General features: G+C 62.0%; 26 protein-coding genes and 1 tRNA gene. 8 read left to right on the top strand and 19 right to left on the bottom strand.

The window, feature by feature from the left end; translation table 11 throughout:
- Positions 1-300 precede the first annotated feature (300 nt).
- Complete coding sequence (locus C6W88_RS18520) at positions 301-1932, bottom strand: NAD+ synthase (protein WP_108133535.1); 1632 nt, start codon at positions 1930-1932, stop codon at positions 301-303.
- Between the two features lie 98 nt (positions 1933-2030).
- Between C6W88_RS18520 and C6W88_RS18515 the strand changes: the two genes are divergently transcribed.
- The 5 genes from C6W88_RS18515 to C6W88_RS18495 all read left to right on the top strand — a co-directional run bounded on the left by C6W88_RS18515 (position 2031) and on the right by C6W88_RS18495 (position 7090).
- Positions 2031-2327 (top strand): PP0621 family protein, encoded by a 297-nt coding sequence (locus tag C6W88_RS18515; RefSeq protein WP_108133534.1) that lies wholly within the window; start codon positions 2031-2033, stop codon positions 2325-2327.
- Positions 2328-3108: 781 nt separating this feature from the next.
- Complete coding sequence (locus tag C6W88_RS18510) at positions 3109-4056, top strand: tetratricopeptide repeat protein (RefSeq protein ID WP_108133533.1); 948 nt, start codon at positions 3109-3111, stop codon at positions 4054-4056.
- Positions 4057-4495: 439 nt separating this feature from the next.
- Positions 4496-5416, top strand: a complete 921-nt coding sequence (locus C6W88_RS18505) for a tetratricopeptide repeat protein (RefSeq protein ID WP_197037149.1) — start codon at positions 4496-4498, stop codon at positions 5414-5416.
- Between the two features lie 229 nt (positions 5417-5645).
- Positions 5646-6140 (top strand): hypothetical protein, encoded by a 495-nt coding sequence (locus tag C6W88_RS18500; RefSeq protein WP_108133531.1) that lies wholly within the window; start codon positions 5646-5648, stop codon positions 6138-6140.
- A gap of 2 nt (positions 6141-6142) precedes the next feature.
- Entirely contained in the window at positions 6143-7090 is a 948-nt protein-coding gene (locus tag C6W88_RS18495) for a tetratricopeptide repeat protein (protein WP_108133530.1), read from the top strand.
- An 86-nt stretch (positions 7091-7176) separates the two neighbouring features.
- Here C6W88_RS18495 and thiO read toward each other — a convergent pair whose 3' ends face one another.
- A complete protein-coding gene (gene thiO / locus C6W88_RS18490) occupies positions 7177-8286 on the bottom strand; it encodes a glycine oxidase ThiO (RefSeq protein WP_108133529.1) in 1110 nt (369 codons plus the stop codon).
- Between the two features lie 87 nt (positions 8287-8373).
- Here thiO and C6W88_RS18485 point away from each other — a divergent pair, with 87 nt between their 5' ends.
- The gene (locus tag C6W88_RS18485; RefSeq protein WP_108133528.1) at positions 8374-8991 is read left to right on the top strand and encodes a GspH/FimT family pseudopilin; all 618 of its coding nucleotides are present in this window, start codon (positions 8374-8376) and stop codon (positions 8989-8991) included.
- Here C6W88_RS18485 and C6W88_RS18480 read toward each other — a convergent pair.
- The 17 genes from C6W88_RS18480 to rplU all read right to left on the bottom strand — a co-directional run bounded on the left by C6W88_RS18480 (position 8988) and on the right by rplU (position 24862).
- On the bottom strand, positions 8988-10010 hold the full coding sequence (locus C6W88_RS18480; RefSeq protein ID WP_108133527.1) for a PilX N-terminal domain-containing pilus assembly protein: 1023 nt from the start codon (positions 10008-10010) through the stop codon (positions 8988-8990). The genes C6W88_RS18485 and C6W88_RS18480 overlap by 4 nt on opposite strands.
- Entirely contained in the window at positions 10007-10489 is a 483-nt protein-coding gene (locus tag C6W88_RS21695; protein ID WP_108133526.1) for a PilW family protein, read from the bottom strand. The genes C6W88_RS18480 and C6W88_RS21695 overlap by 4 nt, the downstream gene beginning before the upstream one ends.
- Positions 10486-10905: a type IV pilus modification protein PilV gene (pilV, locus tag C6W88_RS18470; protein ID WP_231498701.1), complete on the bottom strand. Its 420-nt coding sequence runs from the start codon at positions 10903-10905 to the stop codon at positions 10486-10488. The genes C6W88_RS21695 and pilV overlap by 4 nt, the downstream gene beginning before the upstream one ends.
- The gene (locus tag C6W88_RS18465) at positions 10902-11411 is read right to left on the bottom strand and encodes a GspH/FimT family pseudopilin (RefSeq protein WP_108133560.1); all 510 of its coding nucleotides are present in this window, start codon (positions 11409-11411) and stop codon (positions 10902-10904) included. Before C6W88_RS18465 ends, pilV begins: the two co-directional genes overlap by 4 nt.
- Positions 11398-11772 carry a type IV pilin protein gene (locus C6W88_RS18460; RefSeq protein ID WP_162816485.1) on the bottom strand — a complete coding sequence of 125 codons (375 nt, stop codon included), beginning with the start codon at positions 11770-11772 and terminating at the stop codon, positions 11398-11400. The genes C6W88_RS18465 and C6W88_RS18460 overlap by 14 nt, the downstream gene beginning before the upstream one ends.
- A 339-nt stretch (positions 11773-12111) precedes the next feature.
- A complete protein-coding gene (ispH, locus tag C6W88_RS18455) occupies positions 12112-13065 on the bottom strand; it encodes a 4-hydroxy-3-methylbut-2-enyl diphosphate reductase (RefSeq protein ID WP_181248664.1) in 954 nt (317 codons plus the stop codon).
- 112 nt (positions 13066-13177) lie between these two features.
- On the bottom strand, positions 13178-13624 hold the full coding sequence (gene fkpB, locus C6W88_RS18450; RefSeq protein ID WP_045994447.1) for an FKBP-type peptidyl-prolyl cis-trans isomerase: 447 nt from the start codon (positions 13622-13624) through the stop codon (positions 13178-13180).
- Positions 13625-13686: 62 nt separating this feature from the next.
- On the bottom strand, positions 13687-14193 hold the full coding sequence (gene lspA, locus C6W88_RS18445; protein ID WP_231498700.1) for a signal peptidase II: 507 nt from the start codon (positions 14191-14193) through the stop codon (positions 13687-13689).
- Positions 14194-14230: 37 nt separating this feature from the next.
- The gene (gene ileS, locus C6W88_RS18440; RefSeq protein WP_181248665.1) at positions 14231-17077 is read right to left on the bottom strand and encodes an isoleucine--tRNA ligase; all 2847 of its coding nucleotides are present in this window, start codon (positions 17075-17077) and stop codon (positions 14231-14233) included.
- Between the two features lie 10 nt (positions 17078-17087).
- On the bottom strand, positions 17088-18140 hold the full coding sequence (gene ribF, locus C6W88_RS18435) for a bifunctional riboflavin kinase/FAD synthetase (protein ID WP_108133523.1): 1053 nt from the start codon (positions 18138-18140) through the stop codon (positions 17088-17090).
- 116 nt (positions 18141-18256) lie between these two features.
- Positions 18257-19780 (bottom strand): murein biosynthesis integral membrane protein MurJ, encoded by a 1524-nt coding sequence (murJ, locus tag C6W88_RS18430; RefSeq protein ID WP_108133558.1) that lies wholly within the window; start codon positions 19778-19780, stop codon positions 18257-18259.
- A gap of 345 nt (positions 19781-20125) precedes the next feature.
- On the bottom strand, positions 20126-20392 hold the full coding sequence (rpsT, locus tag C6W88_RS18425) for a 30S ribosomal protein S20 (RefSeq protein WP_045994444.1): 267 nt from the start codon (positions 20390-20392) through the stop codon (positions 20126-20128).
- A 344-nt stretch (positions 20393-20736) separates the two neighbouring features.
- Positions 20737-21510 (bottom strand): SDR family NAD(P)-dependent oxidoreductase, encoded by a 774-nt coding sequence (locus tag C6W88_RS18420; RefSeq protein WP_108133522.1) that lies wholly within the window; start codon positions 21508-21510, stop codon positions 20737-20739.
- Between the two features lie 207 nt (positions 21511-21717).
- A complete protein-coding gene (proB, locus tag C6W88_RS18415) occupies positions 21718-22860 on the bottom strand; it encodes a glutamate 5-kinase (RefSeq protein WP_108133521.1) in 1143 nt (380 codons plus the stop codon).
- Positions 22861-22919: 59 nt separating this feature from the next.
- On the bottom strand, positions 22920-24107 hold the full coding sequence (gene cgtA / locus C6W88_RS18410) for an Obg family GTPase CgtA (protein WP_108133520.1): 1188 nt from the start codon (positions 24105-24107) through the stop codon (positions 22920-22922).
- Between the two features lie 123 nt (positions 24108-24230).
- On the bottom strand, positions 24231-24488 hold the full coding sequence (gene rpmA / locus C6W88_RS18405) for a 50S ribosomal protein L27 (RefSeq protein WP_045994440.1): 258 nt from the start codon (positions 24486-24488) through the stop codon (positions 24231-24233).
- A 62-nt stretch (positions 24489-24550) separates the two neighbouring features.
- The gene (gene rplU / locus C6W88_RS18400; protein WP_045994439.1) at positions 24551-24862 is read right to left on the bottom strand and encodes a 50S ribosomal protein L21; all 312 of its coding nucleotides are present in this window, start codon (positions 24860-24862) and stop codon (positions 24551-24553) included.
- A gap of 287 nt (positions 24863-25149) precedes the next feature.
- On the opposite strand from rplU, the gene ispB reads away from it, so the two are divergent.
- Both ispB and C6W88_RS18390 read left to right on the top strand, forming a co-directional pair.
- A complete protein-coding gene (gene ispB / locus C6W88_RS18395; RefSeq protein WP_045994438.1) occupies positions 25150-26148 on the top strand; it encodes an octaprenyl diphosphate synthase in 999 nt (332 codons plus the stop codon).
- 129 nt (positions 26149-26277) lie between these two features.
- Positions 26278-26354, top strand: a tRNA-Pro gene (locus tag C6W88_RS18390).
- Positions 26355-26360 lie beyond the last annotated feature (6 nt).

Here is a 26360-nt window from a genome sequence, read left to right as displayed (position 1 = left end):
GCTTTAGGCGCTGTCCGAAAAGTCGACGAGCGAAGGTTAGACAAGGCAAAAATCGGTGAGAAAGCGCAGTTTACGGGGTGTAAATGAGCATTTTGATCCGATTTTTAACGCCGTATTACCGAGCGCAGGCACTTTTCAGACAAGCCCTAGCGAGCGCAACAGAAATCCCGGCCCGGGAAATCATGACCAACGACGGGAAGTGACGTCACAAACAGCGAAGGGTGGGCATAACATCACCACCCGCCGAGCCGATCTGGCCCGACGGGTGGGGTACCGACAAGAGGAAAGAAGCAGGTCTCGTCAGAGGCCCGGTTGCCATCCATTGACGATAGGATAACGACGGTCACGGCCGAAGCCGCGCTGGGTCACGCGCACGCCTACCGGTGCCTGGCGGCGCTTGTACTCGCAGCGGTCCACCAGCTTGACCACCTTGTAGACGTCCTCGGCGCTGAAGCCTGCCTCGATGATCGCCTCAGCGCTCATGTCGCCTTCGATGTAGCGCACCAGAATGGCGTCCAGGGTGTCATAGTCCGGCAGCGAGTCGCTGTCCTGCTGGTCCGGCGCCAGTTCCGCCGAGGGCGGACGCTCGATGACACGCTCCGGGATCACCAGGTTCTCGGTGTTGCGCCAGCGCGCCAGGCGATACACCCAGGTCTTGTAGACGTCCTTGATGGCGTTGTACCCACCGACCATGTCACCGTAGAGGGTGGCGTAGCCCACCGCCATCTCGCTCTTGTTGCCGGTGGTCAGGACCATCAGGCCCTTCTTGTTGGACAGCGCCATCAGCAGCACACCGCGACAGCGCGACTGGAGATTCTCCTCGGTGGTATCGCGCTCGGTACCCTCGAAGCTCTCGGCCAGGGTGTCCATGAAGGCTTCAACCATGGGCGCGATCGGCATCACTTCATAGCTGACCCCAAGCAGACGGGCCTGCTCGGCGGCGTCTTCCTTGGAAATGTCGGCGGTGTAGTGATACGGCATCATCACCGCATGGACCCGCTGGGGGCCGAGTGCATCCACCGCGATGGCCAGCGACAGGGCCGAATCGATGCCGCCAGACAGCCCCAGCACCACGCCCTTGAACCCACTTTTGTTGACGTAGTCACGCAGACCGGTGACCAGAGCGCTGTAGAGGTCCTCCTCCGGTGCCACGTCCAGATCCACCTCGCCCTGGCGCGGGCTCCACTTGCCCTGCTCCTCGACGAAGTGCACCGGGCTCAGCCAGATATCCCAGTGCGGCGCCTGTACCGCCAGCTTGCCTTCGGCGTCGACACAGCAGGAGCCACCGTCGAACACCAGCTCATCCTGACCGCCGATCTGATTGACATAGACCAGCGGCAGGCCGACGTCACTGGCACGCTGCTCGAGAAGCTCGAGCCGCTCGGCCGGCTTGTTCTGGTGGTAGGGCGAGGCATTGAGGGTGACCAGGATATCGGCACCGGCGTCGCGAGCCTGGCGGACCGGCGCTTCCTGCCAGATATCCTCGCAGATCAGAATCCCGAGCCTGGCGCCCTTGTGTTCCACGACCAGCGGCGTGTCTCCGGGCTGGAAGTAGCGCTGCTCATCGAATACCTGATAATTGGGCAGGGCCTGCTTGGCGTACTCATCCAGCCACTGGCCGTTGTAGAGCACGCCGGCCATGTTGTGCAGCGCGCCCTCGCGACGGCCGGGATAGCCCACGATGACCATGACGTCGCGGACCATCTTTTCCGCCATGCGGGTACGCGCCTCGCGCAGGCGGGTCTCCATCGACGGCCTCAGCAACAGGTCCTCGGGCGGATACCCGGTCAAGAACAGTTCCGGCAGAACAACCACGTCGGCACCGTGCTCGAGGAAAGCCTCGCGTACGGTCTCGATGGCCCGGTCGGCGTTGCCGGGGATGTCGCCGACCAAGGGGTCGAGCTGCGCCATCACCAGAGTCAGGTCTTGCATGAGCGGAGAAATCTCTCGAGAATCGGGGGGATCAGCCCCCATTGTCCCGCAAGGGCCGCCAACAGGCAAAGGCCGCCTCCAATCCGTGTGGAGTAAGGATGAACCTCTTGATAATCCGCCTTCTGATCTTCGCCGTGGTGTTCTTTGCCGGGCTCAAGCTTTATCGCATGTACCGCGAGTGGAAGTTTGAGCAGCAGGATCAAGGCCCCACCTCCCATGAGGGAGGAAAAATGGTGCGCTGCACCTGGTGCAAGGTACACCTGCCCGAACAGGACGCCCTGCGCGAAAAGGGCGAGTGGTTCTGCTGCGGTGACCATCGTGACAAGTTCATCACCGAAAGCCGCCAAGGCGACGATGCTGACGGCGATAACGGCGATGACACCCAGGGGCGTTAGACGCCCCTCGTTAAGAGCTTGACGCCCGCAGCATGGCGACGACCGGACGTCGAGCCTCGCCATGCCGCGCGCCTGCCGCACTCACTCGTTCTCGCCAAAGACTGCTCGCCTCCTCCCGCCTTTCTCGCACCTGCACGAACAAGCGATATTCGTAAGACATTGTTCATGTCGATGTTCTTATATTCTTAATTTCTAATCTTTAGCGCTTCCCCTATCTCTCTGCTCGTTTTCCCATCCGCCTGACTATGGCTTATTGACCACAGGCATCAAGTCGCTTCGTCATCTGGACAGGACGGTTCATCGCTCAATCCCGTCCGCGACTTGGCGCCGGTGCCGACGCCAACCACCGAGGAACCCGTCTTCGTGACGCCCTCGAGCGGCAGCGTGGCATCAGTGGCCGACGGACTGGCAAGGGAAGTGATTGGCATGGAGCAAGATGCAAAGGGCGATCTGTTGTCGCTGATGAACCCCACATTGAACCAGGGCGGCCAACAACATGGGCACGTCTGTACTGCACGGTCTGCGTCCTGGCGACGACGCCGACCGGCACCCCATCAAATAGAGCCTGCTCGGGCTTACCGACCGGCAAGACAGCGACCTCACCCTGGCCCGAACACTCCCACCAGGGAGGTTTCAAAAAACAATAGCTATAATTGCATTTCTATCGAAAAGTACATGCATAGCAATCTACCACCTAAACCTCTGACGCTTCATGTTGGTTTTATCAATCAAAACAGGCCAATCGATATAAAAAAAGACTCGTTAAAATCAGGATATAGCCATGCCCCACTACGTCAAGAAAATCTCGATAGTCCTATTTATCATATGTGCAGCAACGTGCTTAACAGGTTGCGACGAAATTTCCATTTTCAACTTTATGGATTCTCGAGAAACAACCTTTACGGAAATGGAGGAATCGCCATATTTTATTGCTAACAACCCGGACCGCTACGCGCTCGCTGATTTCTACGACAAAACATCGATCGAAAAGTTGATTCGTGACAACCAGAATGGTGACATAACAGCCAAGTTCCTTCTCGGTTTGATCTATGCGGAGTTGATAACAGGGTATGAAGAGTACGTCGATAGGTCCCAAGGGCTACCACTCGTGAAGGAGTCGTGGAAGATGGGGGTCATCGACGCAGGGTACTCGCTATTCACTGCTTATAACTGGGGCATCGGCACCCGAATCAATAAACCCTTGGCACTGGCCTACCTCCAGGCAAGCGCGGAAAAGGGCTATATCCTCTCCCAGAAAAGACTGGGCTTCGCCTACCGAGGTTCCGACCCTCGCGGACTGGTGGAGAAAGATATCCAGCAGGCGAGGATCTGGTTTACCCGCGCCGCCGAACAGGGCGACGCCGAATCAGCCTCACAGCTTGCCGGCATCTATCGTAAAGGCCTTGGCGTGCCAAAGGATGAGCGAGCAGCGTTCGAGTGGTTAAAGCGTGCCGAAAATATGCCATTCGATGGACGTATTAGTCATGGTGGCCTTGCAGTGTACTACGAAGAAGGCATCGGTACCGAGGTCGATTTAGTCCAGGCCTACAAGTACTATGACCTCCGGGACCCTGCCGGAGCGCCGGATAAACGACGGCTTGCCGAGCAGATGACGCCGGATCAAATACGGCAAGCCATCGAGCTCTCTAGAGCCTGGCAGGAGGAGCATGGCATCTTTGTACCGAGCTACTACGGACTGGAATACCAACCGGACGGGAGTTTCAAATAATGCAACAAACACGTGATTTCTTTCTTGAGGAATCACTATACAATGCTGGCTTTCGACCTCATTCTCGATCACCTGAATTCGAGAAAAAAAGGCTAGCCTTCGGATCTATGGCTATTTCTTCCCATCACCTATAAATATCTTAAGCTCTCTCGTCTTGTTGCCTGCGTCGAAGACTGGGTCAATCGCTGTCGCTATGGCAATCACCAGGGACAGCGACTTTCCTATGAAGCCTTGGCATGGAAGCACAATCTCTCGGAAAAATTTCAAGGGTCAGCGGATACCATGCCGTTAAAATAGAAAAATATTTACGTAGCAAAAACCCTCCCATACCACTAAAACTTTCCGTCAGCTTAGTTTCTTCAGACACTTCATCAGACACTAAAGCTGATATATTCAGGATGAGCATCTGACCATGGACAGGAATAGAAAGATACTTGACATGCCAGCCTTTATTCTAATTTACTTCTTCCTTTTAACAGGTTGTGACGGCACATCCCCTTTCAGCACCACTAGAGGACACAGCACTTCTACCATAGAGATGGAAGCGTCTCCATACTTTATCGCAAACTCCACCGACAATAGCCCTCTTTGGGACAACTTTGAAGGTATCACAGTAGAAGACCTTACAAATAAAGCTAAAGCTAGTGATGGCGAATCCACATTTCTGCTAGGGCTTGTTCAGTTCGGCCATATCACGGGATTCGAGCGAGAACCAGATACAAGTGAAGGTATACGACTGCTTCAAGAAGCATGGCGATTGGGAGTGATCGACGCGGGTCATTCTCTTTTCACCGTCTATTACAAGGGCATCGGCACCCGAATCAATAAACCCTTGGCGCTAGCCTACCTCCAGGCAAGCGCGGAAAAGGGCTATATCCTATCCCAGAAAAGACTGGGCTTCGCCTACCGAGGTTCCGATCCTCGCGGACTGGTGGAGCAAGATATCCAGCAGGCGAGAATATGGTTCACCCGTGCAGCCGAACAGGGCGACGCCGAATCAGCCTCACAGCTTGCCGGCATCTATCGTAAAGGCCTCGGCGTGCCCAAGGATGAGCGAGCAGCCTTCGAGTGGTTAAAGCGTGCCGAAAATATGCCATTCGATGGACGTATTAGTCATGGCGGCCTTGCAGTGTACTACGAAGAAGGCATCGGTACCGAGGTCGATTTAGTCCAGGCCTACAAGTACTATGACCTCCGGGACCCTGCCGGAGCGCCTGATAAACGACGGCTTGCCGAGCAGATGACGCCGGATCAAATACGGCAAGCGATCGAGCTCTCTAGAGCCTGGCAGGAGGAGCATGGCATCTTTGTACCGAGCTACTACGGCTTGGAATACCAACCAGACGGGAGTTTCAAATAATGCAACAAACACGTGATTTCTTTCTTGAGGAATTACTATACAATTCCAGCTTTCGACCCCAATCTCAAGCACCTGAATTCGAGAAAAAAAGCTAGCCGTCGGATCTATGGCTATTTCTTCCCATCACCTAAAAATATCTTAAACCTCTCCTCTTGTGGCCGGCGTCGAAAACTGGTTCAACCGCTGTCGCTATGGCAATCACCAGGGACAGCTACTTCCCTATGAAGCCTTGGAAGAGGAAAAGAACGGCCTGGAACTGCTGTTCAAGGGTGTCACGGTGGAGATGACCTGGGAGAAATACGATGAGGCGTTTGAAAGCAGAGGTCCTGCCCCACTAGATGGACGTTGGGAAGATATCTCTAAAATCGCTACCAACGATATAAAGATCAACATCTTGGTCACGGTGCCCGACCTTGAGGGGATGGAGCTGGGGTTGAAACTCGAGATTGGTGAAGAAAAAAACGACGACTACGCGGTTTTATTCATAGAAAATCACATCAAGACAGTGGCACCTACAATCCTTGAGGAGCGCGACGGAGGAAATCTGTCCAATGAGGAGTCTCTTAACATAGAAATTCTAAAGAACAATAGCTATCACTGCATTTCTATCGAAAAGCACATGCATAGCAATATACCACCTAAACCTCTGACGCTTCATGTTGGTTCTATCAACCAAAACAGGCCAATCGATATAAAAACAGACTCCTTCACAATGAGGATATAGCCATGCCCCACTACGTCAAGAAAATCTCGATAGTCCTATTTATCATATTTTCAGCAACGTGCTTAACAGGTTGCGATGAATCTTCCATTTTCAACTTCATGGATTCTCGAGAAACAACCTTTACGGAAATGGAGGGAACGCCATATTTTATTGCTAACAACCCGGACCGCTACGCACTCGCCGACTTCTACGACAACACATCGATCGAAATGTTGATTCGTGAAAACCAGAATGGTGACACAACAGCCAAGTTCCTTCTCGGCTTGATCTATGCGGAGTTGATAACAGGGTATGAAGACTACGTCGATAGGTCCCAAGGGCTACCACTCGTGAAGGAGTCGTGGAAGATGGGGGTAGTCGACGCAGGGTCTTCACTATTCTCTGCTTATAACTGGGGAATCGGCACCCGAATCAATAAACCCTTGGCGCTGGCCTACCTCCAGGCAAGCGCGGAAATGGGCTATATCCTCTCCCAGAAAAGACTGGGCTTCGCCTACCGAGGTTCCGATCCTCGCGGACTGGTGGAGAAAGATATCCAGCAGGCGAGGATCTGGTTCACCCGCGCCGCCGAACAGGGCGACGCCGAATCAGCCTCACAGCTTGCCGCCATCTATCAAGAAGGGATTGGCGTGCCCAAGGATGAACAGACAGCTTTCGAGTGGCTAAAGCGTGCCGAACATATGCCATTCAATGGGTTCTTGAGCCACCGAGGTCTTGCCAACTACTACGAGAAAGGCATTGGCACCGAGGTGGACCTGGTACAAGCCTACAAGTATTTCGACCTCCAAGGCACGGCCGGCGTCCCCGACAAGAAACGCCTGGAAGCACAAATGACACCGGAGCAGGTCCAGCAAGCCATCGCCCTGTCGCGAGCCTGGCAGGAAGAAAATCGTACATTTTTCCCGAGCTACTACGGCCTGGAACACCAATCGGATGGCAGCTATCGGTGAGGTAGCGCCCTGGTGCGATATTCAAGACTCGCTGACACAGTCCCTTTGCAAGGCCAGCCTGCGGATGTTGGGTGTTCCTGTTTCTCCTATCCCCTCGGGCGCTCTTCCACACGTCCTTGCAACCGATAGGGCGCGGGATCAATGATCGGCTCTCTTCCCAGTAGTTGATCCACCAGCAGGCGCGTCGAGGCCGGCGCCAGCACCAGCCCATTGCGGTAGTGCCCGGCGTTGACGTGCAGGTTGTCCCAGCCGGGGGCCTGGCCAATATAAGGCACCCCGTCCGGTGATCCAGGCCTCAGCCCGGCCCAGTGGTGCTCGATCTCGCAGTCGGCCAATGCCGGAATGATGGCGGTAGCGCTATGCCATAGTGAGCTACGGGCGTCGTCGTCGGTGCCCTTGTCGAACCCGGCGTCTTCCAGGGTGGAGCCGGCCAGGACCCGCCCGTCGCCGCGAGGAATCACGTAGCGTCCATCCATCAGCACCACCCGCTCGACCAGTCCGGGTGGTGCCTTGAACAGAATCATCTGACCCTTGACCGGACGTACCGGCAGATCGAGCCCGGCCATGTCGGCAAGCCCCGCCGACCAGGCGCCGGCACAGATAACCACTTGATCGGCACTGAGGTTGCCCTGGTCGGTGTTCACCACCGCCACCCGCTCCCCTTGCCGCTCGAACCCGGTGACCGTGCATTGCTCGCGCAACGTCACCGACGTCATGTCTTCCAGTCGGGACCTCAGCGCGCGCATCAGACGGGGGTTACGAATGCTGCCCAGGGTCGGCATCCACAGCGCCTCGTCGATATCGCGGCGGGCGTTGGGCTCCTTTCGGCGGATCACTTCAGCGCCTACCCGCGACAGCGGCTTGCCAACCTCCCGCGCCCACTCGAGTGCGCGCGTTTCGTCATCCACCCTCAGGTAGAGAAGCCCTTTCTGACGATACTCCGGGTCGACCCCGGTCTCCTCCAGCAGGCGCAGGGCCAGTTCGGGGTAGGCCCCCTCCGACCAGCTCGCCAGGCGCGATACCGGCGAGCTGTAGCGCCAGGGATAAAGCGGCGAGACGATCCCGCCCCCGGCCCAGGAGGCCTCGCTACCGCAGCCGCCTCGCTCTACCACCGTCACACTGTGACCGGCATCGGCCAGTTGCAGTGTCGTCATCAGCCCTATGACGCCGCCGCCAATCACCAGGAAATCACTCAAAGCGCTTCTCCAACGTCTGTTCTCCCTTCTCCGAGCTAGGCTCAAGGAACCCTGAATTCAAACAACAACCACAAGGAAGCGTTCGCCATGGACGACGACGCCCGACGCCCCCGTCATGTCTGCATGTCCCAGGCTTACTGGCACACACCTCACCACCCCGAACCTTACCGTCCCAAGTCTTGCCATCCCGAACCTCATCGAACCGCTTTCCGCCAGTCCGGAACTACCTTGCTGGAGCTGTTGCTGGTGGTGGCTATTGTAGGCCTTCTGACCAGCGTGGCCCTGCCGGGCTACCGGGCAATGGCCGCCCGACAGGATATCGCCAGCGAGCTTTCGCGACTAGAAGGCGCCCTGATGCTGGCCCGGGGCACGGCCATCACCCGGGCAAGACCCGTCACCCTGTGCCCGAGCGACGACGGCGTGCACTGCGGCGAGGACTGGAGGGGGAAGCTGTTGATCAAGGCTGGAGCGCCGAGTTGGGAGGGCGCGACACTTCATGTCTTTGCGCCCAGCCGGCTTGCGCGTATCGACTTTCGCGAGGATGCAAAGCCGGTACGTTTTCTGGCCAATGGACGCGCCAGTGGACATAACGGGACTTTCGATATCTGCGCGCGAGAAAACACGGGCGCTAGGCTGGTACTCAGCAATTTTGGAAGGATCAGAAGTGAAAAGGGTCGGTGTGCTGGACCCTCGTTTCCGCCTTAGTCATCACGATCGATCCAGATTACGCCGCCGTCACCTTCTCCACCTTCTTCGGGGCTGATTTCGACCTTGCCATTTATCGTGACGGGACCTTCGGCAACTAGTCTGCCATTGATCGTGAGCCCCCCGCCCCCGCTTATCGCCATAGACCCGGTACTCCAGATGTCTCCATTGAGTTCCACCTGTCCGTGAGGAGCGAGCGTTGGCGCTCCAGAAACAACGATCGAGGTATCATAGCTCCCAGCTGGGGCTTCGATTGTCACGCTCTGGCTCGGATCGGCAGGATCCACCACGATCACGATCTGATCCGCATCAGGGTAATCCGCTAGATTCAGACTGCCATCAAACCCGTGAGTTCTAGCGTCGCAATAGACGATCCCTTGGTGACTCGCACAGCCATCCGGCCCAAAGTCGGCATCCTCGAAGTCTTTGGCGACCTCATCGATATAGCTGTCTGGACCGTAGTCGTTACCGGGGTGGGCAAGTCCGTTTAGTTGGCAGTTGGCGGGCTGATCCAGCTCAGGATGTGCCACCACAGGCCCCCCCGCATAGACCATGCAATCGTCAGGGATGAGATCGGGCAATTCCAATCCAGAGCTTTCCTTCTCTCGCCCCACCATCAGAAAGTGCCTTGCCAATACCTGCTCACCATCGCTGACCTGCCCCATGATCAGCTGCACGACAACATCCTGTTCTATACAGTCGATATGTCGATAGCCCACTGTGTCGCTATTGGTCAGTGTGTGTACGTCCGACCAATCAGCGGATACGCCGCCCTGTTCCGCTCGGTCTTGAATCTCGGCACACTCCAGTAGCCCGCTCGATTCAGGCGTTTCACTTAGCCTCTCGGCCCCACCCCAATCCGCCGCCATCTGGGCCTGGGCCATGGCGCGCATATTGCCGGCCAGGCGTTCGTCCACCAGCGCCGACTTGACCCCGGCCATGGCCACCACCGAGGCGATCGCTACCAGCGACAGCACCACCAATAGTGCCGCGCCTCGCTGCCTCGCTGGCGCCTTCATTCGGCATTCTCCGCCGCGGACACGGCCTGGAGACGATCCACCGCGTGCAGCCGGATCGGTGTCCTTGCGTGGGGCAGGTTCAGGGTGATGCGATAGAGTCCCCCACCCAGATCTTCCAGCACTTGATCGTCCTCGCAGGAACCATCGTAGGCCAGGCCATCGACCAGAGGCTCGCCGCTGTCGACCTCGTGGAGCGTACAGGACTCGCCATCTGGCGCCGGGCGCAGCACGTAATCGCCGGGGGAGGCGTCGCCCCGGCGCACCGCCGCGGTGATGGTATCGAGGGCGTAGCTCAGGACCGCCTGGCGATCGGCCAGGCGCAGCACCTCGCGCGCATTGGCGTTGACCTCCTGAAACAGCGAGCCCGCAGCCAGGATCACCAGGCTGCCGACGACCATGGCCACCATCAGCTCGACCAGGGAAACGCCGCGCTGGCGACGCAACGACTTGCCCGGGGAAAGGACGCGGTGCGGACTCATGACGCCTTCCGAGCGGGCAGCTTGACCCAGTACTGAAACAGGCTAAGTTCGGTGAAGCGCTCGTCCTTCCAGCCAATACGCAGCTCGAAGGCGCAGTCGTCCTGAGCGATCACCGCCTCATTCAGGGCAATGAGACCGGGAAGGAAATCGGCCCAGTGCTCCCGCCAGTGCTCTCGGGAAAGGCTCTCGGGCACACCTTCAGGACAGTACCCGCCATTGGCCACCAGGCTTGCCCACAGCAGTTCCCGTGCATCCTGGGCGGCCAGGTCCGCCAGCGATCTCTGGATACTGGAATGGGCGCTTTGCAAGCTGCGCAACTGCATCCCCGCCACCCCTAAAAGTCCCACCGACAACAGCACCAGCGCCACCAGTGCCTCGAGCAGGGAAAATCCGGCCTGGGATCGCAGCCTTCTCACGCGGCATCTTCCTCATCGCCGGAGCGTACCACGCCGCTTGGCTCCACCGAGACCCAGCGACCCTCGCCTCCTGTCCCGCGAAGCTGCCAACGGCAGGGGCTACCGTAGCTGCACTCATCCAGGCGCCCCATCAGATCGAAGCTGACCCCACCGGGCGATACCCGGGTGCCGTCAGTGTGCGCTGCTTCATCGACCATCAGTACATCGCCATGCGCGGTTGGAGTGGACTGGCAGCCGCCGGCGTCCGCGTCTCCCGCCAGCACCTCGAGCCGCCAGCGTCCCGCGCAGTCGACCACCAGTACCCTGACCTCCTGGCGTCGGGTCAAGGCGGTGGTGCGTGCCAGGGTCAGTGCGCCGACCAGGCGATTGGTATCCGCCACCAGACGCTCGCCGGCCAGCCAATGGTGCAGACTTGGCACCGCCACCGAAGCCATCAGGCCGATCACCGCGACGCAAACGACCAGCTCCAGCAGGGTGACCCCGCGCTGACGGCTACCAGCAGTCATCTGGTGCCCGTTCGCCGGTCTGGTCCATGGTCAGGCTATCGCAGCCTTCCTTCACCGACTGGGCGTCGAGGGCCCTGGCCTCGAGAAAATAGCGCCCTGGGTGGCGTTCCACCGACAGTTGGTAGAAACCGGACTCCGACGGTCGCTCAAGGCCGTCACAGGCGGCGATATCATAGGCCTGGTCACGGCTGTAGCAGCGTTCCAGCGACGAGGCGGTCGTCATCAGAAGAGCGCGGCCATCGGCGACACGGGTCTCGCGTAGATGCTCGGTGTACATGGGGTAGGCCACCGACGCCAGCAGACCGATGATGGCGATGCACAGCAACAGTTCGATCAGGGTGAAACCGCCCTGACGTTCCATCGAGCCTGGTGACGAAGCCCGTGTCGAAGCGGCACTGACTTTCTGGTCCAGCTCACTGAATCCATGCTCATCCCAGCGCGTCTGTGCGTAAATTGAGCCTCGCGTTTTTCGTATTCCCTGCATCGGGCTTCTCCGGCTCGTTTTCCCTTCGAGTATGTCGCACGTCCGCCATGGACGGCAGGCGCTGGATCAAGGTTGTGTCGCGACACCACGCTTAAGCACAGACTTGAGGCTTTCTCCTACGCCTGAAAACAAGGACGCCGCCCTTGGGGGCGGCGTCGAGATGCTGCACTGGAAAAACGAACGGTGGAATGCCTTCACGGCAATCCTCTGGTGGCATCAGTCGCTGACGATGACCCGCTCGCGCAGTTCACGCGGCATCGAGAAGGTGATGGTTTCCTCTCGGCCGGCCAGTTCCTCAGGGGCCTCGGCGCCCAGCTCGGTCAGGCGGTCGATGACCCCCTTGACCAGTACCTCCGGGGCGCTGGCCCCGGCGGTCACGCCGACCGCGCCGATATTCGCAAGCCAAGCCGGATCGATCTGCTCGGCACTGTCGATCAGGTAGGCCGGGGTGCCCACTCGCTCGGACAGCTCGCGCAGGCGATTGGAGTTGGAGCTGTTGGGGCTTCCCACCACCAGTACCAGGTCGGAGCCCGCCGCCAGTTCGCGCACCGCGTCCTGGCGGTTCTGGGTGGCGTAGCAGATATCGTCCTTGCGCGGTCCCTGGATGTCGGGGAAGGTGGCGCGCAGGGCCTCGATCACCCGAGCGGTATCGTCCATGGACAGGGTCGTCTGGGTGACAAAAGCCAGCCGACTGGGGTCCTTGACCTCCAGACGGGCCACGTCCTTTTCGTCCTCGACCAGGTAGATCTGGCCACCGTGAGAGGTGTCGTAACGCCCCATGGTGCCTTCGACCTCGGGATGCCCTTCATGCCCGATCAGGATGCACTCCTGGCCACGGCGAGCGTAGCGCAGCACTTCCATATGCACCTTGGTCACCAGCGGGCAGGTGGCGTCGAAGACCTTTAGCCCACGCCGCTCGGCCTCCTCCTGCACCGCCCGGGACACCCCGTGGGCAGAGAAGATCACGATGACGTCATCGGGAACCTCGTGGAGTTCCTCGACGAAGATCGCCCCACGCTCGCGCAGGCTATCCACCACGAAGCGGTTGTGGACCACCTCGTGACGCACGTAAATGGGCGGCCCGAACACGTCCAGCGCGCTGTTGACGATGTCGATGGCCCGGTCGACGCCGGCGCAGAAGCCGCGCGGGTTGGCCAGCTTGATTTGCATGGTTTGCCTTGCCTCGGTGCCGTCTTGGCACCTGGTTGAGCGGATGATTCGCGTGGTCATTGCGTGGTTGTCACGTACTGCGCCTTACCGGCACACCGGGGACGTGAATCGCCTAGTGGGTGGTGGCGGGCTTGACGCCCAGCACCTCGACCTCAAAGGTCAGGGTGCGCCCGGCCAGCGGATGATTGAAGTCCACCTCCACCATGTCGCCGTCGATCTCGGTGACCACCCCGGGCAATTCGTCGCCGTTGGCGTCGGCAAAGGACATCACGGTGCCGACCTCCGGCTCGTCGCCGTTGAACACCTCACGTTTCATGCGCTGGATGTTCTGCGGGTTGTGCTGACCGAAGGCGTGCTCGGGACTGACCTCGAAGCTGCCGCTGTCGCCGTCGGTCATACCCTTCAACGGCTGCTCGAACCCGGGCGGCAGGTTGCCATCGCCCAGTTGAAAGGTCGCCGGGGCCTTGTCCCGGGTGGAGTCCACCACGGTGCCATCTTCCAGCTTGAGGGTGAAGTGAAGGGTGACTTCCATGCCCTCGTCGATACGGTAGTCGCTCATTGGGATCTCCGAAAGAGTGACGGACCGGCAGGGACCGATACGTCGCTGCCGGCAACAGATAATTAGCCGCGCCGGGCGCGGCGGCGCTCGCCGAAGATCGACTCCCAGATCAGGCCGATGGCGCCTAGGGTGATGCCGATATCCGCCACGTTGAACGCCGGGTAGTACCAGCCCGCCGCGTGAAAGGACAGAAAGTCCACCACGTAGCCGTGCACCAGGCGGTCATAGAGGTTGCCCAGGGCGCCGCCGATGATCAGCGCGAGACACGCTCCCAGCAGCTTTTCGTCACGCCGCAGGCGACGCATCCAGATCGTCAGGCCGACGGTGGCCGCCACCGCGATGGCGGCGAACAGCCAGCGCTGCCAACCGGGGTGATCGGCCAGGAAACTGAAGGCCGCCCCGGTATTGTGCAAAAGCGTCAGATTGAAGAACGGCAGCACCTCCACCGGCGTAGCGTAGGTCAGCGTCTGGCTCATCAGTGCCTTGGTGCCCAGATCGAGCACGACCCAGGCCAGCGCCAGCCACCACCAGCGCAGCGGCTGGCGCATCGGTTCCACCTGTGAACTCATGTGCCCGTCACCCTCCTTGGTCGTGGAATCCGTGGCGTCAGGCATAGTGACGCACCTCACCCGGACCGTCCGGCAGGTTGCTGACGCAGCGCGAACACAGGTCCGGGTGCTCGGGCAGCGAGCCCACCTCGGGGCGATGGTGCCAGCAGCGCTCGCACTTGGCGTTGTCGCTGGCGCGCACCGCCACCTTGAGCCCTTCGACGTCGGTCTCGGCGGCATCGACTCCTTGGTCGAGCGGCGCCAGGTGGACCTCACTGGTCAGCATCACGAAGCGCAGCTCGTCGCCCAGGCGCGAGAGCAACTCGTCAAGTTCATCGCTGACGTGCAGGGTCACCTCGGCGGCCAGGCTGCCCTTGATGGTCTTGGCGTTGCGGGCGTCTTCCAGGCACTTGTTGACCGCCTGCTTGACCGTCAGCACCCGCTCCCAGAAGTCACGGCCCATGCTGGCGTCGTCGCTGAGGGTGGACAGGCCTGTGTAGTAGGTCTCAAGCAGCACGCTGCGGCCTTCGGCCAGGCCCTTCTCGCCGGGGATGTTCTCGAAGATCTCCTCGGCGGTGAACGACAGGATCGGCGCGACCCAGCGCACCAGCGCCTGGACCACGTGATAGAGGGCGGTCTGGGCGCTGCGACGGGCCTGGGAGTCGGACTGGGTGGTGTACTGGCGATCCTTGATCACGTCCAGGTAGAAGCCGCCCAGCTCCCGCGCGCAGAAGCCGTGCACCTGCTGGTAGACGTCGAGGAAGCGGTACTCGTCGTAGGCCGTCTCGATGCGTGCCTGAAGCTGCGCGGCGCGGTCCACCACCCACTGGTCCAGCGCCAGCATGTCGTCGAAGGCCAGGGCGTCACGCTCGGGGTCGAAGCCGTTCAGGTTCGCCAGCAGGAAGCGCGCGGTGTTGCGGATACGCCGGTAAACGTCGGCGGTGCGCTTGAGGATCTCGTCGGACACCGCCATCTCGCCGGAATAGTCGGTGGAGGCCACCCACAGACGCAGGATGTCGGCGCCGAGCTTGTCCATTACCTCCTGCGGGGCCACCACATTGCCCATGGACTTGGACATCTTGCGGCCCTGGGCGTCGACGGTGAAGCCGTGGGTCAACAGGCCCCGGTACGGCGGGTGACCGTCGATGGCGCAGCCGGTCAGCAGCGACGAGTGGAACCAGCCGCGGTGCTGGTCCGAGCCCTCCAGGTACAGATCGGCACGCGGGCCGCTCTGGTGGCCGTGGGGATGCGAGCCGCGCAGCACGTGGCGGTGGGTGGTGCCGGAGTCGAACCACACGTCCAGGGTATCGGTGACCTTGTCGTACTGACTGGCCTCTTCGCCCAGAAGCTCGGCCGGGTCCAGGCGGAACCAGGCGTCGATGCCGTCGCGGTCGACCAGGTCGGCGACCTTCTCGGTCAGTTCCACGGTCTGCGGGTGCAGCTCGCCGCTTTCCTTATGCAGGAAGAACGGGATCGGCACGCCCCAGTTGCGCTGACGCGAGATGCACCAGTCCGGGCGGTTGGCGATCATGCTGTGCAGCCGCGCCTTGCCCCAGCCCGGGGTGAACTCGGTCGCCTCGATCCCTTCGAGCGCGCTTTCGCGCAGGGTGCGACCGTCATGGCCAGGGATGTCCATGCCGACGAACCACTGGGCGGTGGCCCGGTAGATCACCGGGGTCTTGTGGCGCCAGCAGTGCATGTAGCTGTGGGTGATGGTCTTGTGAGCCATCAGCGCGCCGGCCTCGGACAGTGCCTCTACGATCTTGGGATTGGCCTTCCAGATCAGCATGCCACCGAACAGCGGCAGGTCGTCGACGTAGACGCCGTCGCCCTTGACCACGCTGATGAAGTCACTGAAGTCCATGCCGTAGCGGCGGCAGGAGTCAAAGTCATCGACGCCATGAACCGGCGCCGAGTGGACGATGCCGGTGCTGCCCTCGTCGCTGGTCACGTAGTCGGCGAGATACATCGGCGCGGTACGCTCATACAGCGGATGATGGAACTCGATCAGCTCCAGCCGTTCGCCACGCGCTGTGGCGATGACCTCACCGCTCAGGCCGAAGCGCTCGAGGCAGCTCTCGACCAGTTCCTCGGCCAGCAGCAACAGCCGCTCGCCGGTGTCGACCAGGGCGTAGTTGAACTCCGGATGGACGTTCAGCGCCTGGTTGGCCGGGATGGTCCAGGGGGTGGTGGTCCAGATGACCACCGCCGCCGGCTTGGGCAGGCTGTCCAGCCCGAAGGCGGCGGCCAGCTTGGCGTCGTCTGCGCAGGTGAAGGCCACATCGATGGCGTCGGACTTCTTGTCGGCGTACTCGACCTCGGCCTCGGCCAGGGCCGAACCACAGTCGAAGCACCAGTTGACCGGCTTGAGTCCCTTGAACACGTAGCCGCCCTTGACCATGTCGGCCAGGGCGCGGATCTCGCCGCCCTCGTTGGCGTACTCCATGGAGCGGTAGGGATTGTCCCAGTCGCCGACCACGCCCAGACGCACGAAGTCCTGAAGCTGGCCCTTGACCTGCTCGTCGGCGTACTCGCGACACAGCGCCCGGGCCTTTTCAGGCTCCAGGTGCTTGCCATGAGTGGTCTCCACCTTGTGCTCGATGGGCAGACCGTGACAGTCCCAGCCCGGCACGTAGGGTGCATCGAAGCCGGCCAGGTTCTTCGACTTGACGATGATGTCCTTGAGGATCTTGTTGACGGCGTGACCGATGTGAATGCTGCCGTTGGCGTAGGGAGGGCCATCGTGCAGCACGAAGACCTCCTGGCCCTGGCGTGCTTCGCGCAAGCGCTGGTAAATGTCCAGCTTCTGCCACTGCTCGACCCGCGCCGGCTCGCGCTTGGGGAGCATGCCGCGCATGGGGAATTCGGTTTCTGGCAGATTCAGAGTGTGCTTGTAGTCGCTCATAGTCCTGGGGTCAGCCGTCGTCATGATCGGCGGGGGCCTGCCCCGCCGGGGAATCCTGGGTTGCGGCCTCGCGCGCACGTGGCGCCGATGCCAGAGGATAGGGTCGTGGGCCGTCAGGGTCCCGGGCAAAGACTGCTCGCGCCCGGTCGATGTCGGCATATATCTGGGTCTTCAGCGCGGCGAAGTCCGCGAAGGTCTCTTCACCGCGCAGCTTGGCGCAGGGCACTACCGTCAGGCGTTTGCCATACAGGTCCGCCTGCATGTCCAGCAGATGCGCCTCCAGCACCGGACGCGGCGACCCTACCGTGGGCCGCCAGCCGATATTGACCACCGCGGGATGACGCTGGGACGCCTCGCCATCGCTGCCGTCGTGGATCTCCACCGTCGCCGCATAGACACCGCGCAGCACCAGCGGACCCGGCAGCAGCGGCAGGTTGGCGGTGGGCACACCGATGGTGCGCCCGCGCTGCTGGTCACGCACCACCCGGCCGCTGACGCGGTAAGGCCGGCCCAGCAGGCGCGCTGCCGCCTCGAAGTTGCCACAGGCCAGCAGGGTGCGCACCCGTGTGCTCGACACCCGGTCATCGTCGATGCGAAAGGTCAGGGTGTGTTCGACGCTGAAGCCGCTGCTACGGCCGGCTTCGGTCAGCAGGGCGAAATCACCGCGACGATCGCAGCCGAAGCGGAAGTCGTCGCCCACCACCAGATGGCGTACGCCGAGCCCTTCCAGCAGCACCCGTTCGATGAATTCTGCCGCCGTCAGCTGGCGCAGCGATTCATTGAACGGCAGACACAGCACCCGATCGACGCCGCACTCCTTGAGCAGGCCGACCTTGTCGCGCAACCGCGTCAGGCGCGGTGGCGCCTGGTCGCCGGCAAAGTACTCGCGCGGCTGGGGTTCGAACACCACCACGGTCACCGGCAGTCCGCTGCGCGCCGCCTCGGCGTGGCACTGCTCAAGGATCGCCCGATGGCCCAGGTGCACCCCATCGAAGTTGCCGATGGTCGCCACCGTGCCACGGTGCTCCTCGCGCAGATTGTGCAGGCCTCGAATTACTTCCATGAGTCGGGTCACACCGAACCTAAAGGGAGTCGATTATAGCGAAGTGCGGGGCGCCGCGTCTTCCCACCGTCTGAAGGCGTCTGGGTGGGCAGACAGCTTTCTGACAAACCCCAGCCCTAACCCTTGAGCCGGAACTGGCGGACTCTGACTCCTGTCAGCCCCAGCCAGGCGAAGTACGCAAGTCCGCCGGCCGCCACCAGCGCCGCCATCCACAGCACACGAGGCGTGAGCCCCCAGCCGAGCCACTGGTGCCACTCCGGCGCCAGCAACACAAGCACCAGGCCCATGGCCACACAGCCGCCTCCAAGCTGCACGGCAAAGCGCCCCCAGCCGGGCTGGAAGCGCAGCACACCCTGCCGGCGCAGCAGCCAGGCCAGCATCCCGGCATTGAGGAAGGCCGACAGTGCGGTGGCCAGCGCCAGCCCGGCGTGGGCCAGTGGCCAGATCAGGATCAGGTTGAACACCATATTGGCGACCATCGCGATGATACCGACCTTGACCGGCGTCTTGGTGTCCTGGCGGGCAAAGAACCCCGGCGCCAGCACCTTGATCAGCATGAAGGCGACCAGGCCGAGGGCATAGGCACGCAGGCTCATCGCCGCCATCACGATATCGTTGTCGGTCATGGCGCCGTAGTGGAACAGCGTGATCAACAGCGGCTCGGCCAGCAGCGCCAGCGCCAGCGCCGCTGGAAGCCCCAGCAGCAGCACCGCTCGCAGCGCCCAGTCCAGCATCTGGCTGAAGTGCTCGGTGGAGGCCTCGGCGTGGCGCCGCGACAGCGCCGGCAGTATCACCGTACCGATGGCCACGCCGAACACCCCCAGTGGCAGCTCCACCAGGCGGTCGGAATAGTACAGCCAGGACACGCTGCCCGCCGCCAGCAGCGAGGCCAGGATGGTGTCCAGCAGCAGATTGATCTGCGACACCGAGACTCCGAACAACGCCGGCGCCATCAGTCGAAGGATGCGCCGCACACCCTCGTGGGCGAAGTTGGGCCAGGGCCGGGGCATCAGCCCGAGCCTCACCAGAAAGGGCACCTGAAACAGCAGTTGCGCGGCACCGGCGATCAGTACGCCCCAGGCCAGCGCCATGGCCGGCTCGCTCATCATCGGCGTCAGCACCAGCGCCGCACCGATCAGCGACAGGTTCAGCAGCACCGGGGTGAAGGCCGGTACCGCGAAGCGATTCCAGGTATTGAGCACGCTGCCGGCGAAGGCGGTCAGCGAGATCAACAGCAGATACGGGAACGTCAGCCGAAGCATGTCGGTGGTCAGCGCGAGCTTGTCGGGATCTCGCGCAAAGCCAGGAGCAAACACCCAGGTCAACCAGGGCGCGGCGACGATAGCCAGGGCGGTAATCAGCGCCAGCACCGCCGCCAGGCTACCGCACACCGCATTGAGCAGTTCGCGTATCTCTTCGCGGGTGCGGGTGGTCGAGTACTCCGACAGCACCGGCACGAAGGCCTGATTGAAGGCGCCCTCGGCGAACAGCCGACGCATGAAGTTCGGGATCTTGAAGGCCACGAAGAAGGCGTCGGCGCCCTGTCCTGCACCCAGCAGGGTGGCGATCACCACGTCGCGCACCAGCCCCAGCACCCGGGACAGCATGGTCATGCTGCTGACCACCAGCCCAGAGCGCATCAGGCCCCGACGCACGGGCGCCTTGGCGCCCCCCACCGAGGTGCCCGCTCCCTGCTCCAGGGCCTGATCAATGTCCTCATCCGAGGCCTGCTGTCGACGCTCGTCGGTCACGTCACTGATTCCTTGCTTGCGGGTTCCCTGCTCAATTCCCGGCTCGTTTGTCCGGCCCTCTTGTCCCACTGACATTCCCCGCCCTGTGGCTCGCCATCGCCCGGAGAAGGGCGACGAAGGGGCACCGGGGCGCCGCGGGTCATCAATTGGCAGGCACAAAAAAACCGGCCGTAGCCGGTTTTTCGCGTGCGCGACACGGACGCATCCGCGTCACGCCGAAAGCGCGGGACCGGCTTACGCAGCCAGCGCCTTGATGCGCTTGTTCAGACGGCTCTTGATGCGAGCGGCCTTCTTCTTGGACAGGGTGTCCTTGTCGGCGATGCGGTCGATGACCGGCTGCGCCGCCTTGAAGGCGTCCATTGCCTGAGCGTGGTCACCGCTGTTGATCGCCTTGATCACGCGCTTGACGTAAGTGCGGACCATGCTGCGCTGGCCTGCCTTCAGGACACGACGAGATTCTGCCTGACGGGCGCGCTTACGGGCTTGCTTGCTGTTAGCCACTGACTGTCTCCTTGGAGAAAGTTGTCGTCACCGTCGCACGATGACTTGATAACGTATTGATCCAACAGGGAAATAAAAAAATCCCCGTCGGCCTGGCCATCTGGCCGACCGCCATCGCAAGCACTGTCGCGAGGCAATCGTTACGGGCCGTGTCTGAGAGGATGGCGCATCCTATCATGTCAAGGTACTGCGCGCCAGCCTTTTAGGGCCTGGCGCGCCTGGCTCACTCCACCGACCCTGTGCCCGGCCAGCGGCGGCCACCGCAACGGTCATCGCGCCACTTGTCACGACGCCACGGGCGTCTCAGGTCACCGCAGACGTCGCCGCCGCCATCACCGCTCGAATCACTTCAGCTTCGACTGGATCATCTGCTTGACGAAGCGCTGACGCTCCTGCAGCCGCAGCCCCTGGATCGCCTCCGCCAGATCATGAGCCTCTTCGCCCACGTGCCAGTAGAGCTGACGGCGAGTGCTGATCGCCTGGTAGGCGGCCTCCGCCACTTCCTTCGGGCCCAGAGTAATCTCCTGCTCCGTGCACACCATGGAGTCAGGGTTGTTGGAGTTCATCGGTGTATTGATCAGACCGGGTTCGATGATCCCTACATAGATGCCATCGGACTCCAGCTCGATACTCAGCGACTCGCCCAGCGACGTCACGAAGGACTTGGTCGCACCGTACACGCTGAACATCGGCAGCCCGGTGATCGCCGACGCCGACGACGTCAGCAGGATGGCGCCTGCCTCGGACGCCATCACGTAAGGCAGCGCCTCCTTGATGATGTAGATCGTGCCCATGGCATTGATCAGGTTCATCATCTCGTACTTTTCGAGCTCGACGTCCTTGAACAGGCCACTCGCCTGAATCCCGGCATTGGAGTGGACGACATCGATTACTCCACCGCAGACGGTGGCGAACTGCTCGATGGCGTCATGCACACCGGAACGACAGGAGACATCGCACTTGTAGGCAAACAGGTTCGCCTGCCCTTGCGCCTGCAGCTCGTTCAGCGCCTTGACGTTGATATCCAGGCCACCGACCTTGAAGCCCTTCTCCAAAAACAGCTTGACGACCTCAAAGCCGACGCCGGAACCGGCACCCGTTACCAGAATAGACTTCATCGACAACGCTCCCTCTTCTCCAAAGACCGCTGAGACCACGCACCGGGGCACGCTTCAGCTTCAAGGCTCACGCGACAGGACAGATGTCGCGCATGCGCCGCCGACAGCGGCTGCTGTCGGCGGCGCATAAGAGCACGGAGAAAAGACGGGAACCATATCCCTAAAGAGAGGCGCCGGGGGCAACAAGGCGCCTGATACCGACCTGGATCAAGCCAGCACCACAAGATTGTCGCGGTGAATCAGCTCCGGCGCTTCCATATAGCCGAGCAACTCACAGATGCGCCCGCTGGGTTGGCCGAGAATCTTGCGTGCGTCCTCGGCGTTGTAGTTGACCAGTCCCTTGGCGATCCGCTCGCCCTGCTCGTCGACGCACAGCACCATATCGCCGCGCGCGAAGTCACCCGAGGAGGCCTTTACGCCCACCGGCAACAGCGACGAGCCACTGCCGCGCAGCACCCGTACCGCGCCGGCGTCCAGGGTCAGGGTACCGCGCACCTGCAGCTGGCCGGCGAGCCAGCGCTTGCGCGCAGCGATGGGGGCCCGGTCCGGCGTCAACAGGGTGCCCAGCCGCTCGCCATCGGCCAGCCGCTCCAGTACCCGGGGCTGGCGACCGCTGGCGATCACCGTGACCGCCCCGCTGCGCGCGGCCAGGCGCGCCGCGCGCACCTTGGTGGTCATGCCACCGCGCCCCAGGGCGCCGCCGCCGCCGGCCACCGCCGCCAGACGAGCATCGTCGGCGCGCCCCTCCTCGATCAGCCGGGCGCTGGGGTCGTGGCGCGGGTCGGCGTCGAACAAGCCCTCCTGATCGGTCAGGATGACCAGCGCATCGGCCTCGAGCAGGTTGGCCACCAGGGCGCCAAGGGTATCGTTGTCGCCAAAGCGGATCTCGTCGGTGACCACGGTGTCGTTTTCATTGATCACCGGCACCACCTTGAGGTCCACCAGCGTGCTCAGCGCCGAGCGCGCGTTGAGGTAACGCTTGCGATTGGACAGATCGTCGTGGGTCAGCAGAATCTGCGCGGTCACCAGGCCATGGCGCCCGAAGTGATTCTCGTAGGTTTCGGTCAGCACGTTCTGCCCCACCGCCGCAGCGGCCTGGAGCTCTCGCACCGATGACGGGCGAGCCCGCCAGCCGAGACGCACCATGCCTGCCGCCACGGCCCCGGAAGACACCAGCACCACCTCGATGCCGCGACTCGCCAGGGCGGCGATCTGATCCACCCAGCCACCGATGGCGGGGTCATCGAGGCCACGCCCGTCGTTGGTCAACAGGGCGCTGCCAATCTTCACCACCACCCGTCGCGCGCTGGACAGGGCGTCACGCCCCGGGACCCGCTCTCCGCTGTGCATCCTTTTCTCGCCCCGCTGCTCTGGCCGAACGGGGAGGCTGTCGACTCCCCTGACGACCGCTATTGAACGTATTCGACCTCGACGTCGTAGTCGTCGTCATCGAGATCGTCATCGTCGTCTTCGTCACGCTTGCGACGACGACCCAGGCGCGCCTCTGTCCTGGCCACCGCCTCATCTTCCATGCGCCGGCGCATCTCCTGCTCGCGCTCCATGGCCTCTTCATCCTCGTTCTCGAGGGTGCGCTGCTCGGTCAGCCAGCGATGGGCCGCCTGCACCAGTGCCTCGGTGCCGACGTTGGAGATCGCCGAGATACGAAAGACCGGGCCTTCCCAGCCGAGTCGACGCACGATCTCGTCGGCGGCAGCCTCACGCTCGTCCTCGGGCAGCAGGTCGAGCTTGTTGAGCACCAGCCAGCGCGGGCGCTCGGCCAGGGTCGGCGAGAACTCGCCCAACTCATGGATGATCGCCTCGGCGGCTTCCACCGGATCGGACTCATCGAACGGCGCCACATCCACTACGTGGAACAGCAGGCGGGTACGCGTCAGGTGCTTGAGAAAGCGCAGCCCCAGGCCGGCACCGTCGGAGGCACCCTCGATCAGCCCCGGCACGTCGGCCATGACGAAGTGCTCGTGCATGCCGAGCTTCACCACTCCCAGGTTCGGCACCAGGGTGGTGAAGGGGTAGTTGGCCACCTTGGGCTTGGCCGCCGACACCGAGCGGATCAGCGTCGACTTGCCGGCGTTGGGCAGGCCCAGCAGACCGACATCGGCCATCACCTTCATCTCCAGGCGCAGGTTGCGCCGCTCACCTTCGGTGCCCGGCGTGGTACGCCGTGGTGCCCGATTGGTGGAGGACTTGAAGTGAATGTTGCCGAGCCCACGGCGACCGCCCTGGGCCACCTGCACCACCTGGCCGATCTCGGTCACGTCGGCGATCACCTCGAGGGTATCCTCGTCGATCACCGTAGTACCCACGGGCACCTTGACGTGGAGATCCTCGCCAGCGCGGCCGCTCATCTGGCGACCCTGGCCGGGCTGGCCGTTCTGCGCCTTGTAGAAGCGCTGATACTTGAAATCGATCAGCGTATTGAGGGCATCGTCACCGATCAGGTAGACGCTGCCACCATGGCCGCCATCGCCGCCATCCGGGCCGCCCTTGGGCACGTACTTCTCGCGCCGGAAGCTCAGGCAACCGTTACCTCCGTTGCCTGCCTCCACGATGATCGAGGCTTCGTCGACGAACTGCATCTATCACTCTCCTGGCGGATGCTTTCCACCATGATACAAGAAGGCCCCGCGCTTGGCGGGGCCTTCCGGGACCTGTCGGCAAGCGAGTCACGCTCGCCGGCGGCCCATGGCGTTCGGGCGGTCTCAGGCAGAGACGACGCTGACGAACTTACGGTTCTTCGGACCCTTGGTCTCGAACTTGACCACGCCTTCGTCCAGAGCGAACAGGGTGTGGTCCTTGCCGATGCCAACACCGGTGCCGGCGTGGAAACGGGTGCCACGCTGACGCACGATGATGTTACCCGGGGTCACGGCCTGGCCACCGAACAGCTTGACGCCAAGGCGTTTGCTTTCACTGTCGCGACCGTTACGTGTGGAGCCGGCTGCCTTCTTATGAGCCATTGCAAAGTCCTCGCTCGTTGAGGGAATAGTCCGCTACGCATTCGCCCGAGGGCGAGGCGTATTTAGGCAGAAATTCCGGTGATTTTAACTTCGGTGAACCACTGACGGTGGCCCTGACGCTTCATGCTGTGCTTGCGGCGACGGAACTTGATGATAGTCACCTTCTCGCCACGGCCGTGGGCGACGATTTCGGCGCTGACCTTGGCACCCTCGACCAGCGGGGCACCAACGGTGACGTCGTCATCGTTGCCGACCAGCAGAACCTCGTCGAACTCGACGGTATCGCCGGTGGGGATTTCCAGTTTCTCGAGCTTGAGAGTCTGGCCTTCCTGAACGCGGTACTGCTTGCCACCGCTCTTGATCACTGCGTACATGCTGTTTCTCCAGAAACTCATCGGGGTTGGCTCTTGATCGACCTGCTTCGAGTGGCGCCCCTTTTGGCAGCCATCTGACAGGGAGCATGGATGAGTGGGCCGCGTATTATAGCGATACCCTCGCGTGGGCACAACCCGACAACCAGCGTCAAGTGGCGAGACCGGAAAAAACCCCGCGCGAGGCCGCCGCCGGGCGCTAATCGTCTTGACGCCCCCATGGGCGGCCCATAGCATGACCGGCAACCCAAGGCCCACGGCCTCCCTCACCTCCAGTCGAAGCCGCCTTCATGTCAGTCAACGCCACCCCGTCACCATCAGCAGCTCCTTCGCCGATTCACGCGGTGGTCGCCGACGACTTCGCCGCCGTCAACCAGACCATCCTCGACCAGCTCGCCTCGCGCATCCCGCTGGTGGAGACCATCGGCCAGTACATCATCGAAAGCGGCGGCAAGCGTCTGCGCCCTCTGCTGGTGCTGCTGGCGGCACGCGCGCTGGAGTATCAAGGTGATCGTCACATCACCCTGGCGACGCTGATCGAGTTCATGCACACCTCGACGCTGTTGCATGACGACGTGGTCGACGAGTCGCACATGCGTCGCGGCAAGGCCACCGCCAATGACGCCTGGGGCAACGCGCCCTCGGTGCTGGTCGGCGACTTTCTGTATTCGCGCTCGTTTCAGATGATGGTCGAGGTCGGCTCCATGCGCATCATGGAGGTGCTGTCCGCCGCCACCTGCACCATCGCCGAGGGCGAGGTTCAGCAGCTGACCAATGTGGGCAATCCCGACACTGACGAGGCCGCCTACTTCGACACCATCCTCGGCAAGACCGCGATGCTGTTCGAGGCCGCCTCCCACAGCGGCGCCATCCTGGCCGGCGCCGACGAACGCCAGGAACAGGCGCTGGCGCTATACGGACGCTACCTGGGTCTGGCGTTCCAGCTGGTCGACGACCTGCTCGACTACGAAGGTGACGCCAAGGCCATGGGCAAGAACGTCGGCGACGACCTGGCCGAAGGTAAGCCCACCCTGCCGCTGATCCAGGCCATGGCCGCCGGCACCCCCGACCAGACCCGCCTGGTGCGTCGCGCCATCCGCAAGGGCGGACTCGACCACCTCGACGAGGTACTGGCCATCGTCAAGTCCACCGGTGCGCTGGACTACACCCGCCAGAAGGCCGAAGAGATGGCCGCCAAGGCCCTGGCCGAACTCGACCATCTGCCGCCCTCGCCCTACCGCGACAGCATGGCCGAACTGGCCCGCCTGGCGGTGGAACGCAAGACCTGAAAATCACCGGGCAAGTGCCCTCAAGTGACGGGGAAGCTGGAAAAAAGTGGCTGACTCGGGCTCGCGAGGGTTGCATCATCCACAAGGATCCGTATACTACGCATCCGTTGAGGGACACACCTCAAACATCGGAGTATAGCTCAGCTTGGTAGAGCGCTGCCTTCGGGAGGCAGAGGTCGTAGGTTCGAATCCTGCTACTCCGACCAAGAATT

The organism is Halomonas litopenaei, from assembly GCF_003045775.1.
GTDB lineage: Bacteria > Pseudomonadota > Gammaproteobacteria > Pseudomonadales > Halomonadaceae > Halomonas > Halomonas litopenaei.
Note: the sequence above shows the minus strand (reverse complement) of the source record. Positions and strands in the feature narration are given on the sequence as shown.